Annotated in this window: 21 protein-coding genes; 2 read left to right on the top strand and 19 right to left on the bottom strand. The window is 61.7% G+C overall.

The annotated features are described in order from the left end of the window. Positions 1 to 27: 27 nt before the first annotated feature. The 9 genes from rpsQ to rplB all read right to left on the bottom strand — a co-directional run bounded on the left by rpsQ (position 28) and on the right by rplB (position 4,639). Positions 28 to 258, bottom strand: a complete 231-nt coding sequence (rpsQ, locus tag PVU19_RS04645; protein WP_050663330.1) for a 30S ribosomal protein S17 — start codon at positions 256 to 258, stop codon at positions 28 to 30. 12 nt (positions 259 to 270) lie between these two features. Then, positions 271 to 471: a 50S ribosomal protein L29 gene (rpmC, locus tag PVU19_RS04640; protein ID WP_050663331.1), complete on the bottom strand. Its 201-nt coding sequence runs from the start codon at positions 469 to 471 to the stop codon at positions 271 to 273. Between the two features lie 261 nt (positions 472 to 732). Then, positions 733 to 939 (bottom strand): cold-shock protein, encoded by a 207-nt coding sequence (locus tag PVU19_RS04635; RefSeq protein ID WP_050663332.1) that lies wholly within the window; start codon positions 937 to 939, stop codon positions 733 to 735. 210 nt (positions 940 to 1,149) lie between these two features. Continuing rightward, entirely contained in the window at positions 1,150 to 1,770 is a 621-nt protein-coding gene (locus PVU19_RS04630; RefSeq protein ID WP_050663333.1) for a 2OG-Fe(II) oxygenase family protein, read from the bottom strand. A gap of 226 nt (positions 1,771 to 1,996) precedes the next feature. Further along, on the bottom strand, positions 1,997 to 2,410 hold the full coding sequence (gene rplP, locus PVU19_RS04625) for a 50S ribosomal protein L16 (RefSeq protein ID WP_050663334.1): 414 nt from the start codon (positions 2,408 to 2,410) through the stop codon (positions 1,997 to 1,999). A 13-nt stretch (positions 2,411 to 2,423) separates the two neighbouring features. Then, on the bottom strand, positions 2,424 to 3,131 hold the full coding sequence (gene rpsC / locus PVU19_RS04620) for a 30S ribosomal protein S3 (protein ID WP_050663335.1): 708 nt from the start codon (positions 3,129 to 3,131) through the stop codon (positions 2,424 to 2,426). Beyond that, on the bottom strand, positions 3,131 to 3,511 hold the full coding sequence (rplV, locus tag PVU19_RS04615; RefSeq protein WP_050663336.1) for a 50S ribosomal protein L22: 381 nt from the start codon (positions 3,509 to 3,511) through the stop codon (positions 3,131 to 3,133). The genes rpsC and rplV overlap by 1 nt, the downstream gene beginning before the upstream one ends. A 3-nt stretch (positions 3,512 to 3,514) precedes the next feature. Then, on the bottom strand, positions 3,515 to 3,793 hold the full coding sequence (rpsS, locus tag PVU19_RS04610) for a 30S ribosomal protein S19 (RefSeq protein ID WP_050663337.1): 279 nt from the start codon (positions 3,791 to 3,793) through the stop codon (positions 3,515 to 3,517). A gap of 3 nt (positions 3,794 to 3,796) precedes the next feature. Continuing rightward, positions 3,797 to 4,639, bottom strand: a complete 843-nt coding sequence (gene rplB, locus PVU19_RS04605) for a 50S ribosomal protein L2 (protein ID WP_050663338.1) — start codon at positions 4,637 to 4,639, stop codon at positions 3,797 to 3,799. A 337-nt stretch (positions 4,640 to 4,976) separates the two neighbouring features. Here rplB and PVU19_RS04600 point away from each other — a divergent pair, with 337 nt between their 5' ends. Then, positions 4,977 to 5,324 (top strand): phasin family protein, encoded by a 348-nt coding sequence (locus tag PVU19_RS04600; protein WP_050663339.1) that lies wholly within the window; start codon positions 4,977 to 4,979, stop codon positions 5,322 to 5,324. Positions 5,325 to 5,375: 51 nt separating this feature from the next. Here the strand turns inward: PVU19_RS04600 and PVU19_RS04595 are convergent, their stop codons facing one another. From PVU19_RS04595 to rpsL, 9 genes are all read right to left on the bottom strand, one after another. Further along, entirely contained in the window at positions 5,376 to 5,765 is a 390-nt protein-coding gene (locus tag PVU19_RS04595; protein ID WP_152911659.1) for a hypothetical protein, read from the bottom strand. Between the two features lie 164 nt (positions 5,766 to 5,929). Then, positions 5,930 to 6,226 carry a 50S ribosomal protein L23 gene (locus tag PVU19_RS04590; protein WP_050663341.1) on the bottom strand — a complete coding sequence of 99 codons (297 nt, stop codon included), beginning with the start codon at positions 6,224 to 6,226 and terminating at the stop codon, positions 5,930 to 5,932. Beyond that, positions 6,223 to 6,840, bottom strand: a complete 618-nt coding sequence (gene rplD / locus PVU19_RS04585; protein ID WP_050663342.1) for a 50S ribosomal protein L4 — start codon at positions 6,838 to 6,840, stop codon at positions 6,223 to 6,225. The genes PVU19_RS04590 and rplD overlap by 4 nt, the downstream gene beginning before the upstream one ends. Next, a complete protein-coding gene (rplC, locus tag PVU19_RS04580) occupies positions 6,837 to 7,679 on the bottom strand; it encodes a 50S ribosomal protein L3 (protein WP_050663343.1) in 843 nt (280 codons plus the stop codon). Before rplC ends, rplD begins: the two co-directional genes overlap by 4 nt. 12 nt (positions 7,680 to 7,691) lie before the next feature. Continuing rightward, positions 7,692 to 8,000: a 30S ribosomal protein S10 gene (rpsJ, locus tag PVU19_RS04575; RefSeq protein WP_037273464.1), complete on the bottom strand. Its 309-nt coding sequence runs from the start codon at positions 7,998 to 8,000 to the stop codon at positions 7,692 to 7,694. A gap of 105 nt (positions 8,001 to 8,105) precedes the next feature. Further along, the gene (tuf, locus tag PVU19_RS04570; RefSeq protein WP_274789771.1) at positions 8,106 to 9,281 is read right to left on the bottom strand and encodes an elongation factor Tu; all 1,176 of its coding nucleotides are present in this window, start codon (positions 9,279 to 9,281) and stop codon (positions 8,106 to 8,108) included. A gap of 85 nt (positions 9,282 to 9,366) precedes the next feature. After that, entirely contained in the window at positions 9,367 to 11,490 is a 2,124-nt protein-coding gene (gene fusA, locus PVU19_RS04565) for an elongation factor G (protein ID WP_050664089.1), read from the bottom strand. Positions 11,491 to 11,511: 21 nt separating this feature from the next. Continuing rightward, positions 11,512 to 11,982, bottom strand: a complete 471-nt coding sequence (gene rpsG, locus PVU19_RS04560) for a 30S ribosomal protein S7 (RefSeq protein ID WP_050664088.1) — start codon at positions 11,980 to 11,982, stop codon at positions 11,512 to 11,514. A 63-nt stretch (positions 11,983 to 12,045) separates the two neighbouring features. Then, the gene (gene rpsL / locus PVU19_RS04555; protein WP_008281863.1) at positions 12,046 to 12,417 is read right to left on the bottom strand and encodes a 30S ribosomal protein S12; all 372 of its coding nucleotides are present in this window, start codon (positions 12,415 to 12,417) and stop codon (positions 12,046 to 12,048) included. Positions 12,418 to 12,765: 348 nt separating this feature from the next. Here rpsL and PVU19_RS04550 point away from each other — a divergent pair, with 348 nt between their 5' ends. Then, the gene (locus tag PVU19_RS04550; protein ID WP_050664087.1) at positions 12,766 to 13,584 is read left to right on the top strand and encodes a putative rhamnosyl transferase; all 819 of its coding nucleotides are present in this window, start codon (positions 12,766 to 12,768) and stop codon (positions 13,582 to 13,584) included. Here PVU19_RS04550 and PVU19_RS04545 read toward each other — a convergent pair. Then, positions 13,523 to 14,443, bottom strand: a complete 921-nt coding sequence (locus tag PVU19_RS04545; protein ID WP_050664086.1) for a DMT family transporter — start codon at positions 14,441 to 14,443, stop codon at positions 13,523 to 13,525. The two genes, PVU19_RS04550 and PVU19_RS04545, sit on opposite strands and share 62 nt — an antisense overlap. Positions 14,444 to 14,519 lie beyond the last annotated feature (76 nt).

Below are 14,519 nucleotides of genomic sequence, written 5' to 3'. Positions count from 1 at the left end.
TCGACAATGCCGAAAGGCGCTGTTGGCTTACGCCTCCAGCACCTCCCAACGTTTCGTTTTCGACTTCGGCGCGCATTCGATGATCCGAACGGCATCGCCGACCTTGTAGGTGTTGTTCTCGTCGTGAGCCCGGTACTTCTTGGACTTACGGATGGTCTTCTGCATCACCGGATGCTTGAAGCGGCGCTCGACCGATACGGTGACGGTTTGGGCGTTGGCGTCAGAGGTCACGACACCTTGAAGAATACGTTTGGGCATCTCAGGGGCTCCTTACTCTGCGGCCGCTTGGGCTTTTTCGTTCAGAATGGTCTTGACGCGCGCCGCATCGCGACGGGCCTTGCGCATCTGAGCGGGGTTCTCAAGCTGGCCGGTGGCCGCCTGAAAGCGCAGGTTGAACTGCTGCTTCTTCAGGGTGGTGAGTTCCTCCCGGAGCTGGTCCGGGGTCTTGTCACGCAGTTCCTTGGCGTTCATCGCCTTTTCCTTTCTCAAAACACCGGACGGCCCCTGACGGTTGGTTCAGGGTCACCCGAAACCCGGTGGATGAATTGCAAAACACGCGAATCCCCGGGCAGGCCCAAGGGTCGCGGATTGGCGCTCTATAAGGGAGGTGGCCGCATAGGGCAAGAGGGAGTTTGGGAAATCCTCCGACCGACCCGCACCGCGCCTCCACGCCATGCAACGAGAAACGGCCCCGGGTTCCCCCGAGGCCGTCCCAAAGTCAGATCAGATCGCTTATGCGAGCTGCAGGTTCGACGCGCTCTCGCGGCCGTCACGGCCGGATTCGATGTCGAAGGTCACTTTCTGGTCATCGGCCAGGCCGGTGAGGCCGGCGCGCTCAACGGCGCTGATGTGGACGAAAACGTCCTTGCCGCCATTGTCGGGCGCGATAAAGCCGAAGCCTTTAGTGGAATTGAACCATTTTACGGTGCCATTGGCCATGGGTAGTCTCCTGATGTTGTGCTGCCCGCTTGAGTGCGGCAGCCGCGGCGTGGTCGGTCTGGATCGAGAAACTGACCGCCGGTTTAGAGGAGACAGGTATCGAAAAAGAATAACGTTAGCAGCGTCCATATGCGCGCGAACGGGCGATTTTGCAAGAGGCAAGTTCAAATTACCGATTTTTCCGGGGCTTATAAGCCCCACACGGCGGTATCAGGCCCAGGAATAATTGAAGCTGACGCTGATCCGGTCCTCTTCGGACATGTTCAGCGGCACCTCGTGGCGCAGCCATGATTCCCACAAGAGCACATCGCCCACCTGCGGCTTGGCATAAACGAAGGTCTGCAACTCCTCGCGCGCGCCCTTGCGGCGCGGCGGCGCGGCCATCATCCGCGCCGAGCGCGGGTCTTCCAGCTTGAGCGCGCTGGCATCCTCCGGCATGGCCACATAGGTCGTGCCGGAAAGCACCGAATGCGGGTGGATGTGGCTGCCATGGCTGCCGCCCTCGGGCAGGATGTTGATCCAGATATCCTCGAGCTTGAGCGCGCGCCCGTCCAGATCGAACTCCAGATCCTCGGCAAACGCCGCCACATGCGCATCCAGCGCCGTGACCAGATCGGCGAAGATCGGAAACCGCCACGGCAGATCGGTCAGCGAGGCATAGGAGGTGTAGCCGGGATAGCCTTCGGTCTCGCACCAGTCCTGCCCCGCCTCGTCATCCTCGGCGATGGAATAGCACGACGCCTCCAGCTCTTTGGCGTCAATGGCAGGGCCGTGCTCGCTCAGGGCGGCACGGTAGAGGCGGGTCACGAAGAGAGAACGGATCTGGGACATGCCCCGTTCCTAGCGCAGCCTCACGCCCGAGGCGAGAGGCAAATTCACCGCGCAAGCCGCTTGCACGCGGCTTGGCCAAGCGCCTTGCAAGGCGCGTCTCACGCGGTTTGAAAACCGCGTCACAAGCACGTTGCAACGGGCTTGCCGCCCGCCCAAACGACAGCCCCCCGCACGATCGCTCGCACGGGGGGCCAATGTCAAAGGATGGGGGTTCACCCCACCGGCCTTACCAGTCCTCGCGGACCACGACCCGGGTCTTGACCGGCAGCTTCATCGCGGCGAGGCGCAGGGCCTCCAACGCGACCGCTTCGCCGACGCCGTCGATCTCGAACATCACGCGGCCGGGCTTGACCTTGCAGACCCACCGGTCCACCGAGCCTTTACCCTTACCCATGCGAACCTCGATCGGCTTGGCGGTCACCGGGGTGTCCGGGAAGATCCGGATCCAGACCCGGCCCTGACGTTTCATATGACGCGTCATGGCACGGCGTGCCGCCTCGATCTGGCGTGCGGTGACACGCTCGGGCTGTGTGGCCTTGAGACCGAAAGACCCGAAGTTCAGATCAGAGCCGCCCTTGGCTTCGCCCTTGATCCGGCCTTTGTGCATCTTGCGGAATTTTGTACGCTTTGGTTGAAGCATCTGTCATTCCTCCTTAACGGCGGCCGCCGGCGCCACGGGGCGCGGGACCATCCTGGAGTTCCTGGGCCTTGCGATCACGCGCACCGGGATCGTGCTCCATGATCTCACCCTTGAAGATCCAGACCTTGATGCCGATGATGCCATAGGCTGTGGTCGCCTCGATATTGGCATAGTCGATATCGGCGCGCAGGGTATGCAGGGGCACACGGCCCTCGCGATACCATTCGGTCCGGGCGATTTCGGCGCCACCAAGACGACCTGCGACGTTGACCCGGATACCCAGGGCCCCCATGCGCATCGCGTTCTGCACGGCGCGCTTCATCGCACGACGGAACGACACACGACGCTCAAGCTGCTGCGCGATGCTGTCACCCACAAGGGCGGCATCGAGCTCGGGCTTGCGCACCTCGACGATATTGAGGTGCAGTTCGCTGTCGGTGATCTTGGCCAGCTTCTTGCGCAGCGTCTCGATATCCGCGCCCTTCTTGCCAATAATCACGCCGGGACGGGCGGTGTGGATCGTGACGCGGCACTTCTTGTGCGGACGCTCGATGATCACACGGCTGATGCCGGCTTGCTTGCACTCTTTGTTGATGAACTCGCGGATCGCGAGATCCTCGAGCAGAAGATCACCGTAGTCCTTGGTGTCGGCATACCAGCGGCTGTCCCAGGTGCGGTTCACCTGCAGGCGCATGCCAATCGGATTGACTTTGTTACCCATTAGGCTTGCTCCTCAATTTCACGCACCTTGATCGTCAGTTCCGAGAACGGCTTTTTCAGCGCCCCGAACCGGCCACGCGCCCGCGGACGGCCACGCTTCATCACAAGGTTCTTGCCGACATAAGCCTCGGCCACGACCAGCTCGTCCACGTCGAGATTGTGGTTGTTCTCGGCATTGGCGATCGCCGATTGCAGGCACTTCTTGACGTCCTCTGCGATCCGCTTGTTCGAGAAGGTCAGATCGGTCAGCGCCCGGTCCACCTTCTTGCCACGGATCATCGCGGCGACGAGGTTGAGTTTCTGCGGGCTCGTGCGCAGCATGCGCAGCTTGGCCATCGCCTCATTATCCGCCACGCGGCGGGGATTCTTATCCTTGCCCATGGCTTATTTCCTCTTCGCTTTCTTGTCCGCCGCATGCCCGTAATAGGTGCGGGTCGGCGAGTATTCACCGAATTTCTGACCGATCATGTCTTCGCTCACATTCACCGGAATGTGCTTGTGGCCATTGTAGACGCCGAACGTGAGACCCACGAATTGCGGCAGGATCGTCGAGCGGCGCGACCAGATCTTGATGACTTCCTTACGCCCCGACTCGCGCGCTGCCTCGGCCTTTTTCAAGACATAGGCATCGACGAAGGGGCCTTTCCATACAGAACGTGCCATGTGTTAGCGGCCCTTCTTCTTGGCGTGACGCGAGCGCAGGATAAGAGCCTGCGACGCCTTGTTCTTGTTGCGGGTGCGCGCGCCCTTGGTGGGCTTGCCCCAGGGCGTGACCGGGTGACGACCACCCGAAGTCCGGCCCTCACCACCACCATGGGGGTGGTCGATCGGGTTCATCACGACACCACGCACCGACGGGCGGATGCCCTTGTGGCGCATGCGGCCCGCTTTACCGTAATTCTGGTTCGAGTTGTCGGGGTTGCTGACCGCACCGATGGTGGCCATGCATTCCTGACGCACGAGACGCAGCTCGCCCGAGCTCAGGCGGATCTGCGCGTGCCCGCCATCGCGGCCGACGAATTGCGCATAGGTGCCAGCGGCGCGTGCGATCTGCCCGCCCTTGCCGGCCTTGAGCTCGATGTTGTGAATGATCGTGCCGATCGGCATGCCCGAGAACGGCATCGCATTGCCCGGCTTGATATCGGCCTTGGCCGAGGCGACGACCTTGTCGCCGATCGCCAGACGCTGCGGCGCCAGGATATAGGCCTGCTCGCCATCTTCATATCTGATCAGCGCGATGAACGCGGTGCGGTTCGGGTCATATTCGATCCGTTCCACGACTGCCGAGATGTCGAGTTTGGTACGCTTGAAATCGACGATGCGGTAGAGGCGTTTCGCCCCGCCGCCCTTGCGACGCATCGTGATCCGTCCGGTATTGTTCCGGCCGCCATGCTTGGTCAAACCCTCAGTGAGGGATTTGACCGGACGTCCTTTCCACAGCTCCGAACGGTCGATCAGCACCAGCCCGCGCTGGCCCGGCGTCGTCGGCTTATACGACTTGAGTGCCATGCTTTCTGTCTTCCGTTTAGCAAACGCGTGCCCGAAGGCCCGCTATGTAAGATGGGTTTCAATCCCACCGTGGTTATAGGCCCCCGAAGGTGCCCGGCTCTTCGTTGCCCTTGCGAACAACAGCGAAGCCCCGGACGAATCCGGGGCCTTGCGGATGGGCTCTGATAGGGGAGTGTCCGTGCCCGGTCAAGGGGGTGAGCACAGAATCGCGCCATTAGACACAGATCAAGGTCTGCGTGGCACGACCGGTTTAAAATGGAACCCTAGAATAGCATATCGGCAATGACACGCGCCGCCCACACGCGCGCGCACCCGATCCGGAAAAGGGAGAGCAACCATGACCAAATCCGCAAAGAAAACGACCGCCAAGCCAGACACCACGGCCCTCACCTCCGCCATGGCCGCCGGCAATCCCGCCGCCCGGATGTGGCTCGACATCATGGCCGAAAGCACCCGCTTCGTCTCCGAGCGCCTGCAGAACGATCTTGAGACCCAAAGGGCCATGCTGCGCTGCCAGAGTCCGGCCGATCTGGTACAGGTGCAGTCGGAGTTCTTCCGCAAGGCAATGGAGCAATACGGTTCGGAGGCGCAGCGTCTCTATGAGATCATGACCGAGGCCACGGGCGACGCGGTCAAGGACACCAAGACCGGCTCCAAGCGGGGGTATGACGATATTCCCGTGTGACGTCTGATCGAGATCCGCGCGGTGATCCGGCAGGGCTTGCAGGCGGACCCATCAGAACAGCCCTTTCAGGACTTGATACCCGATCAGAATAACCGCCCACAGCCCGAGGGCTGTCAGGATTGACGCTAGACCGAACAACATATGACGAAGAAGAAACGCTGTCGGGATCAGGCTGAGTGAATGGGGTGTCCAAGGCCTATAACTCTTTTCGGTCACAAAGAACCAGTGACCTGCCCCGTACATACACCGGATGAGTTTTGCGCGGGACGGGGGGGCACCGGTGCGTTTCGTGTAATACTCGATGAACTCGTCTTTGTAATTGAACACCGGGAAAACAAAGGCGAGCAAAAACCCGGAAACCCAGGTTGATACCCATGCGACAGCGAGAAATCCGAGAATGAACTGAAAAACCGACCACATGCCGACAACCTCGTCTTTCAACCCTGCCCCGTTCAAGCCTAAACGGCCTTTCTCGTCTGAACAAGACGTGCCAACCGAAGCGTGAGCAACACCCCAAGCGCACCACCACAACACACGAAAAACCCCGGCCACCTTGCGGCAGCCGGGGGTTTAATTCCGTAGGATGGGGTTTCACCCCACTTTGCTTACAGACCCGTGGTCACGTCGATCGTGTTGCCTTCGACCAGCGTCACATAGGCTTTCTTGACGTCGTTCCGGCGGCCCATCTGGCCGCGAAAGCGCTTTTGCTTGCCCTTGGTAATCGTGGTGTTGACGGCCTTCACCTTCACCCCAAAGAGCGCCTCGACGGCCTCCTTGATCTGCGGCTTGTTGGCGTCGATCGCCACCTCGAAGACAACCGCCCCGTTCTCGGAGGCCATGGTCGCCTTTTCGGTGATCACCGGCTTGCGGATCACATCGTAATGTTCAGGTTTCGCGCTCATTTCAACCGAGCCTCCAGTGCTTCGACACCCGCCTTGGTCAGCACGAGCGTGTCGCGCTTGAGGATGTCATAGACGTTTGCGCCCATCGACGGCAGCACATCGAGACCCTCGATATTGGCCGCGGCACGGGCGAACTCTGCATTCACCTCGGCCCCGTCGATGATCAGTGCACGCTTCCAGCCCATGTCCTTGACCAGCTTGGCCAGGGTCTTGGTCTTGCCGTCGCTCTCGGTGTTCTCGATCACCACCAGCTCACCCGCCTTGACCTTCGCCGAGAGCGCATGCTTGAGACCGAGCTGACGCACCTTCTTGGGCAGGTCATGCGCGTGGCTGCGCGGGGTCGGGCCCTTGTAGATACCACCCTTGCGGAAGATCGGCGCGTTGCGGTCGCCGTGGCGTGCGCCACCGGTGCCCTTCTGGCGATAGATCTTCTTGGTGGAATAGCTGGTTTCCGACCGGGTCTTGACCTTGTGCGTGCCAGCCTGCGCCTTGTTGCGCTGCCAGCGGACGACGCGGTGCAGGATGTCCGCGCGCGGTTCCAGGCCGAAGATGTCTTCGCCCAGATCGACCGAGCCGGCCTTGCCGCCGTCCAGTTTGATCACGTCGAGTTTCATTCTTCGCTGTCCTTCTTCTCGGCCTCGATTTCAGCCTCGGCCTCTTTCAGCGCGGCTTCCTCTGCGGCGGCCTGCTCTTCGGCGAGGCGCTTGGCTTCTTCTTCGGCCTCGGCGGCAGCGGCGGCGGCGGCTTCTTCAGCGGCCTTCGCGGCCTCTTCAGCGGCCGATTTCAGCGCGGCGGGCAGAATGGCGTTCTCGGGGAACGGCTTTTTCACCGCATCCTTGATCGTCACCCAGCCACCTTTCGATCCGGGAACGGCGCCCTTGATCATGATCAGGCCACGGTCTGCATCGGTGCGAACGACCTGCAGGTTCTGCGTGGTGACGCGCGCAGCGCCCATGTGACCGGCCATCTTCTTGCCTTTGAAGACCTTGCCGGGATCCTGACACTGACCCGTCGAGCCGTGCGAGCGGTGGCTGATCGACACACCGTGGCTGGCCCGCAGACCGCCAAAGTTGTGGCGCTTCATCGCACCGGCAAAACCCTTACCGATCGAGGTGCCCGAGACGTCCACGAACTGACCTTCGAAGTAATGGTCAGCGGTGATTTCCTCGCCCACATTGATCAGGTTCTCAGGCGCCACGCGGAATTCCGCGACCTTGCGCTTGGGCTCCACCTTGGCCACGGCGAAATGCCCGCGCATGGCCTGCGTCGTGCGCTTGGCCTTTGCGGTGCCTGCACCGAGTTGCACGGCCGAGTAGCCGTCTTTCTCAGGGGTGCGCTGTGCCACCACCTGAAGTTTGTCCAATTGAAGAACGGTCACAGGAACCTGCTTGCCGTCTTCCATGAAAAGCCGGGTCATGCCGACTTTTTTCGCGATCACACCAGAGCGCAACATGTCTTGCCCTCCTTAAACCGAAATCTGCACGTCCACGCCAGCGGCGAGGTCGAGCTTCATCAGCGCGTCCACCGTCTGCGGCGTGGGGTCGACGATGTCGAGAAGACGCTTATGCGTCCGGATCTCGAACTGGTCGCGGGATTTCTTGTTCACGTGGGGGCCACGCAGAACGGTGAATTTTTCAATCTTGTTCGGCAGCGGAATCGGCCCGCGCACCTGGGCACCGGTCCGTTTGGCGGTGTTGACGATTTCCTGCGTGCTGGCATCCAGCACACGGTAGTCAAACGCCTTGAGCCGAATGCGAATGTTCTGGCTTTGCATTGGTCTAGCCTTTCGCGGCATTGGAGTTGATAGGAGGAAGGCCGGACCACCCGGCCTCCCTCGTCGAACCCTGCCCCGGAGCCATGCCCCGGGGCCTGATGGTTGTTACTCGATGATCTTCGCGACGACGCCGGCGCCGACGGTGCGGCCGCCTTCGCGGATGGCGAAGCGCAGGCCGTCTTCCATGGCGATCGGGGCGATCAGCTCGACCTCGAACTTGAGGTTGTCGCCGGGCATCACCATCTCCGTGCCCTCGGGCAGGTTCACCGTGCCGGTCACATCCGTGGTGCGGAAGTAGAACTGCGGGCGGTAGTTGGCGAAGAACGGCGTGTGACGGCCACCCTCTTCCTTGGTCAGGATATAGGCTTCGGCCTCGAACTTGGTGTGCGGCTTGACCGAACCGGGCTTGCACAGCACCTGGCCACGCTCCACGCCCTCACGGTCGATGCCGCGCAGCAGTGCGCCGATATTGTCGCCCGCCTCGCCACGATCCAAGAGCTTTCGGAACATCTCGACACCGGTGCAGGTCGTCTTGCGGGTGTCCTTGATGCCGACGATCTCGAGCTCGTCACCGACGTTCACGACGCCACGCTCGACCCGGCCGGTCACAACCGTGCCACGGCCGGAAATCGAGAACACGTCCTCGATCGGCATCAGGAAGGGCAGGTCCACGGCGCGCGCCGGCGTCGGGATATACTCGTCCACAGCCGCCATCAGCTCCTTGATCGAGTTCTCGCCGATCTCCGGATCGGTGCCGTTCATCGCCGCCAGCGCCGACCCCTTGACGATCGGAATGTCGTCGCCGGGATAGTCGTAGGAGGTCAGCAACTCGCGGATCTCCATCTCCACCAGCTCCAGCAGCTCCTCGTCATCGACCTGATCGACCTTGTTCATGTAGACGACCATGAACGGAATGCCGACCTGGCGACCCAGCAGGATGTGCTCGCGGGTCTGCGGCATCGGGCCGTCGGCGGCGTTCACCACCAGGATCGCGCCGTCCATCTGCGCGGCACCGGTGATCATGTTCTTGACATAGTCGGCGTGGCCGGGGCAGTCGACATGCGCGTAGTGACGCGTGTCGGTCTCGTATTCCACATGCGCGGTCGAGATCGTGATCCCGCGGGCCTTCTCCTCGGGCGCGCCGTCGATCTGGTCATAGGCCCGGAAATCCCCGAAATACTTCGTGATCGCCGCCGTCAGCGTCGTCTTGCCGTGGTCCACATGCCCGATCGTGCCGATGTTCACATGCGGTTTCGAACGGTCAAACTTTTCCTTTGCCATGGTCGTGGCTCCTTTTTTCGTTGCGGATGGTGGGTTTGCACCCACCCTACGGTTTGGGTAGGGCGGGGGTCTCCCCGCCACCCGGTTATGCGTATTTCGACTGGATCTCTTCCGAGATGTTCTGCGGCACGGGATCGTAATGCGAGAACTGCATCGTGAACTGCGCGCGGCCCGAGGACATCGAGCGCAGCGTGTTGATGTAGCCGAACATGTTCGCCAGCGGCACGTTCGCATTGATCGCGATGGCGTTGCCGCGCGGCTCCTGACCCGAGACCTGACCGCGCCGCGACGTGAGATCGCCGATGACGTTGCCGGTATATTCCTCAGGCGTCACCACCTCGACCTTCATGATCGGCTCGAGCAGCTTGGCCCCCGCCTTGCGCAGACCTTCGCGCATGCACATCCGGCCCGCAATCTCGAACGCCATCACCGACGAGTCAACGTCGTGGAACTTACCGTCGATCAGCGCCACCTTGAAGTCGATCACCGGGAACCCGGCGAGCGGGCCGCTATCCATGACTGAGCGGATGCCCTTCTCGACGCCCGGGATGTATTCCTTGGGCACCGAGCCACCGACGATACGGCTCTCGAAGCTGAAGCCTTCGCCCGCCTCGGTCGGCGAGATGATCATCTTGACCTCGGCGAACTGACCCGAACCACCCGACTGTTTCTTGTGGGTGTAGGTATGCTCGACCTCGTGACCGATGGTCTCGCGATAGGCGACCTGGGGCGCGCCGATATTGGCGTCGACCTTGAATTCGCGCTTGAGACGATCCACCAGGATATCGAGGTGAAGTTCGCCCATGCCCTTCATGATGGTCTGACCGCTCTCCATGTCGGTTTCGACGCGGAACGACGGGTCTTCGGCGGCAAGCCGCGCCAGACCGGCGGACATCTTTTCCTGGTCACCCTTGGTCTTGGGCTCGACCGCGATCTCGATCACCGGATCGGGGAAGGTCATGGTTTCCAGAACGACCTGCGCCTTGGGATCACACAGCGTGTCCCCGGTGGTGGTGTCCTTGAGACCGGCAAGCGCGATGATATCGCCGGCGAATGCCTCGTCGATCTCTTCGCGGTTGTTGGAGTGCATCATCATCATCCGGCCGATGCGCTCTTTCTTGCCCTTGGTCGAGTTCTGGACTGTGTCACCCTTGTTGATCACGCCCGAATAGATGCGCGTGAAGGTGAGCGAGCCCACGAACGGGTCGTTCATGATCTTGAACGCGAGGCCAGAGAACGGCATCGTGTCATCCGCACGGCGCGGAATGTCGCGGGTTTCCGTCTCGTCATCGGGGCTGAAGCCCATGTAATCGACCACGTCGAGCGGGCTCGGCAGGAAATCGACCACGGCGTTGAGCAACGGCTGCACGCCCTTGTTCTTGAACGCCGAGCCACCCAGAACCGGCACGAAGCTGAGCGACAGCGTGCCCTTGCGAATCAGGCTGCGCAGGGTGGGGATGTCGGGCTCGTTGCCTTCAAGGTATTCCATCATCGCGTCGTCGTCCATTTCGACGGCGTTCTCGATGAGCTTGGCGCGCCACTCGTCGGCGGTGTCCTTAAGCTCGTCACGGATCGGCTGACGGGTCCAGGACGCGCCCAGATCCTCACCTTTCCAGGTCCACTCTTCCATGGTCACCAGATCGATGATGCCCTCGAGCTCGGTCTCGGCCCCGATCGGCAGCGCAACAGGCACGGCCCGCGCGCCGGTGCGATCCTCGATCATCTTGACGCAGTTGTAGAAATCGGCGCCGATCTTGTCCATCTTGTTGACGAAGACGATACGCGGAACCTTGTAGCGGTCGGCCTGACGCCAGACGGTTTCGGTCTGCGGCTCGACCCCGGCATTGGCATCCAGCACGCAGATCGCGCCGTCGAGCACGGCAAGCGAGCGCTCGACCTCGATGGTAAAGTCGACGTGGCCGGGCGTGTCGATGATGTTCATCCGGAACTTGGTGTCGTCGGTCCCCTCCTTGGTGGGGTCCTCCTGCCACTGCCAGAACGTCGTCGTCGCAGCCGAGGTGATCGTGATCCCGCGTTCCTGCTCCTGCTCCATCCAGTCCATGGTGGCCGCACCGTCGTGCACCTCACCGATGTTGTGGGATTTGCCGGTATAGAACAGGATCCGTTCCGAGCAGGTGGTCTTGCCTGCATCGATATGGGCCATGATGCCGAAGTTGCGATAGCGTTCGAGCGGATAGTCGCGTGCCATGATTCAGATGCCTCTAAAGGTTTACCAGCGGTAATGGCTGAACGCTTTGTTCGCGTCTGCCATCTTGTGGGTGTCTTCGCGCTTTTTCACGGCCGAGCCGCGGCTCTGGACAGCGTCGACCAGCTCACCGGCAAGGCGCTCTTCCATGGTGTTCTCGTTACGGGCGCGCGACGCGTTGATCAGCCAGCGGATCGCAAGGGCTTCGCGGCGCTCGGGGCGAACCTCGACGGGCACCTGGTAGGTGGCACCGCCGACACGGCGCGAGCGCACCTCGACCGACGGCTTGATGTTGTCGAGCGCCTCGTGGAACACTTCCACCGGTGCGCGCTTGATCTTGGTCTCGACGCGCTCCAGCGCGTTGTAGACGATCTTCTCTGCGGCGGACTTCTTGCCGTCCACCATCAGGTTGTTCATGAACTTGGTCAAAACCCGGTCGCCATACTTGGCGTCGGGCAGAATTTCGCGTTTTTCAGCGGCGTGACGACGGGACATCTGATATTCCTCTTGTTCCTCTGCGGGCGAGGCCCCGGGCCGATGCCGGGACGCCCGAAATCCTTATTTCGGACGCTTGGCGCCGTATTTCGAGCGGCGCTGTTTGCGATCCTTGACGCCCTGCGTGTCGAGCACGCCGCGCAGGATGTGATAACGCACGCCGGGAAGGTCTTTCACACGGCCGCCACGGATCAGGACAACCGAGTGTTCCTGAAGGTTGTGGCTTTCACCGGGAATGTAGCTGATCACCTCGAAGCCATTGGTCAGGCGCACCTTGGCAACCTTCCGCATGGCCGAGTTCGGCTTCTTCGGCGTCGTGGTGTAGACGCGCGTGCAAACGCCACGTTTCTGCGGGCAGCCCTGCAGGTGCTGTGACTTGGTGGTTCTGACTTTCGGCTGCCGCGGCTTGCGGATCAGCTGTTGGATCGTTGGCATTCCGGTTTTTTCCCCGTCTCTCAACACATGTGTCTGCACGAGGTGACCCGTGCGGTTAATCAAAAGCACACTGCGCGTCCGCAATACGCAAAAACCGCAATCGCACCCCATATTTCGGGTCCGACGCGGTGGGTTTCCAGAGGATCGGGGCATCACGCCCGGATCTTGACCACTTCAGTTCTGATACAGGCGGTGGGGCGGCCCCCTTTGCCTCGGATGGGGCGCGTATAGGGGGAGTCGCGGAGGTTGTCAACAGGCCCGCCCGGTGCTTGCGCAATGGCTTTGCGAATGCGATGTATCGCACAGGCGAAACGCTGCCAACCCACCCTGTCCGGAGTGTCCGACATCATGCGCGTCATCGGAATTTGCCGGTTCTCCTATCCCGCGCAGGGCGGGTTCAAGCGGATGCATGACAGCATCGAGGCGCGCGAGGCCTATCTCTACGATCCCGCGCGCATGGAGTTGCGTTTCCGGCATTTCGAATGCCTCACCCTGCCCTCCATCGCCGCCCAACAGAACCCCGATTTCACCTTTCTCATCGTTGTTGGCGAAAGCCTGCCAAAACCCTATCGCGACCGCCTTCACGACCTGACCGCCGCCGTGCCGCAGATCAGAATCGTCGCACAGCCCCCAATGCGCCACCGCAGCGCCATGCAGCTTGCCATCAAGGAGGAGCTGGGCGAGGACGAAACGGAATCCATCCAGTTCCGGCTTGACGATGACGACGCCGTCGCCGTCGGCTTCACCCGCAGCCTGCGCTGGTCCGCCAAGGCCAGCCGCACCATGCGCAAGAAGTGGCGCACCGTGGCGTTCGAATACAATCGCGGCTACTCGGTCGGCCTCTCGGATCAGGGCATCAGTGCAGAAGAGGTCCAGTCCCCGTTCTGGGCCTGCGGTCTCGCTGTTCTATTTCGCCCCGGCGATCCGCGCACGGTGATGAATTACGGCCATCACAAGCTGCACCTCGAAATGCCGATGATCTCCAACCCGACTCCGAAGATGTATCTGCGCTCCAAGCATGACGACAACGACTCAGGCGCCAATTTCGAACCGCGCAGCCTGCAGCCCCTCACCGACAAGGAGCGCGCCTTCTTCAAGGCGCAGTTCAACGTGGACGAGGACCAAGTGAAAGCTGTCTTTTCTGCGCCGCCCGTGCCCGTCGGCTGACCTGCGCCTCGCGGTAGAGCGTGAACAGCCCCGAGGCCACGACAATCGCCGCCCCAATCAGCGTGACGGTCTGCGGCCAGTCACCGAACACCACCCACCCCAGGATCAGCGCCCAGATCAGGCTGGTATACCGAAACGGCGCGACAAAGCCGATCTCGCCCACCCGCATCACCATGATCGAAAAGAGATACCCGCCGATGATCATCACCGCAGCACCCCCGATCAGCAGCATGGCGCGCCCATCCACGGCGGCCCACTCCCCGGTCAGGCTCGCCAGGCCAAAGAACACCATGATGAAAAACGACGTGATCAGCGTCACCAGCATCGACGGCACATCGCGCGACAGCTTGCGCGTCGCCAGATCGCGCAGCGTGACAAAGGCGACCGCCGCCAGCCCGTAAACCGAATAGACATTGAACCCCTCGGTGCCGGGCCGCACGATCAGCATCACACCGATGAACCCCGCTAGGATCGCCGACATCCGTTTCCAGCCCACCGGTTCGCGGAAAAACAGCGCCGCGGCCAGCGTTATCGTCAGCGGCAGCGCCTGCATGATCGCGCTGATATTGGCAATCGGCATGTTAAAGAGAGCCGAGACAAAGAAATAGGCGGAGCCGATCTCGCCCACCATGCGCCAGAATACCGGCCCCCAATCCTCTCGCGGCAGGCGCTTCGTCAGCGCCCCCATCCGCCAGGCGATCACCGCCACCAGCATCGTCGTCACCACCCCGCGCAGGAACATCACCTGAAACAGCGGCACCTGCCCCGACAGGCCCTTGATCATCGCATCGTTTATGGTGAACGCCGCCATCGACCCCATCATCAGGAGCGCGCCGGTCAGGTTGTCGGAACGGGGCATGGTCTGCCTGTTTTTTGATCACAAGTCCCGCGCATTAGACGCGGATCGCGCCCGGGTGCAAGGGGGGATCAGAGCG

The sequence above is a fragment of the Roseovarius tolerans genome (genome assembly GCF_028885395.1).
Lineage (GTDB): Bacteria > Pseudomonadota > Alphaproteobacteria > Rhodobacterales > Rhodobacteraceae > Roseovarius > Roseovarius tolerans.
Note: the sequence above shows the minus strand (reverse complement) of the source record. Positions and strands in the feature narration are given on the sequence as shown.

Excerpts from the sequence above, each read along its gene's own strand:
- PVU19_RS04545 (WP_050664086.1), bottom strand. The coding sequence starts at position 14,443 with ATGCCCCGTTCCGACAACCTGACCGGCGCGCTCCTGATGATGGGGTCG.
- rplC (WP_050663343.1), bottom strand. The coding sequence starts at position 7,679 with ATGTTGCGCTCTGGTGTGATCGCGAAAAAAGTCGGCATGACCCGGCTT.
- rpsG (WP_050664088.1), bottom strand. The coding sequence starts at position 11,982 with ATGTCCCGTCGTCACGCCGCTGAAAAACGCGAAATTCTGCCCGACGCC.
- PVU19_RS04550 (WP_050664087.1), top strand. The coding sequence starts at position 12,766 with ATGCGCGTCATCGGAATTTGCCGGTTCTCCTATCCCGCGCAGGGCGGG.
- rplP (WP_050663334.1), bottom strand. The coding sequence starts at position 2,410 with ATGCTTCAACCAAAGCGTACAAAATTCCGCAAGATGCACAAAGGCCGG.
- PVU19_RS04630 (WP_050663333.1), bottom strand. The coding sequence starts at position 1,770 with ATGTCCCAGATCCGTTCTCTCTTCGTGACCCGCCTCTACCGTGCCGCC.
- rpsQ (WP_050663330.1), bottom strand. The coding sequence starts at position 258 with ATGCCCAAACGTATTCTTCAAGGTGTCGTGACCTCTGACGCCAACGCC.
- fusA (WP_050664089.1), bottom strand. The coding sequence starts at position 11,490 with ATGGCACGCGACTATCCGCTCGAACGCTATCGCAACTTCGGCATCATG.
- tuf (WP_274789771.1), bottom strand. The coding sequence starts at position 9,281 with ATGGCAAAGGAAAAGTTTGACCGTTCGAAACCGCATGTGAACATCGGC.
- rpsJ (WP_037273464.1), bottom strand. The coding sequence starts at position 8,000 with ATGCAAAGCCAGAACATTCGCATTCGGCTCAAGGCGTTTGACTACCGT.
- rpmC (WP_050663331.1), bottom strand. The coding sequence starts at position 471 with ATGAACGCCAAGGAACTGCGTGACAAGACCCCGGACCAGCTCCGGGAG.
- rplB (WP_050663338.1), bottom strand. The coding sequence starts at position 4,639 with ATGGCACTCAAGTCGTATAAGCCGACGACGCCGGGCCAGCGCGGGCTG.
- rpsS (WP_050663337.1), bottom strand. The coding sequence starts at position 3,793 with ATGGCACGTTCTGTATGGAAAGGCCCCTTCGTCGATGCCTATGTCTTG.
- rpsC (WP_050663335.1), bottom strand. The coding sequence starts at position 3,131 with ATGGGTAACAAAGTCAATCCGATTGGCATGCGCCTGCAGGTGAACCGC.
- PVU19_RS04600 (WP_050663339.1), top strand. The coding sequence starts at position 4,977 with ATGACCAAATCCGCAAAGAAAACGACCGCCAAGCCAGACACCACGGCC.
- rplD (WP_050663342.1), bottom strand. The coding sequence starts at position 6,840 with ATGAAACTCGACGTGATCAAACTGGACGGCGGCAAGGCCGGCTCGGTC.
- rpsL (WP_008281863.1), bottom strand. The coding sequence starts at position 12,417 with ATGCCAACGATCCAACAGCTGATCCGCAAGCCGCGGCAGCCGAAAGTC.
- PVU19_RS04590 (WP_050663341.1), bottom strand. The coding sequence starts at position 6,226 with ATGAGCGCGAAACCTGAACATTACGATGTGATCCGCAAGCCGGTGATC.
- PVU19_RS04635 (WP_050663332.1), bottom strand. The coding sequence starts at position 939 with ATGGCCAATGGCACCGTAAAATGGTTCAATTCCACTAAAGGCTTCGGC.
- rplV (WP_050663336.1), bottom strand. The coding sequence starts at position 3,511 with ATGGGCAAGGATAAGAATCCCCGCCGCGTGGCGGATAATGAGGCGATG.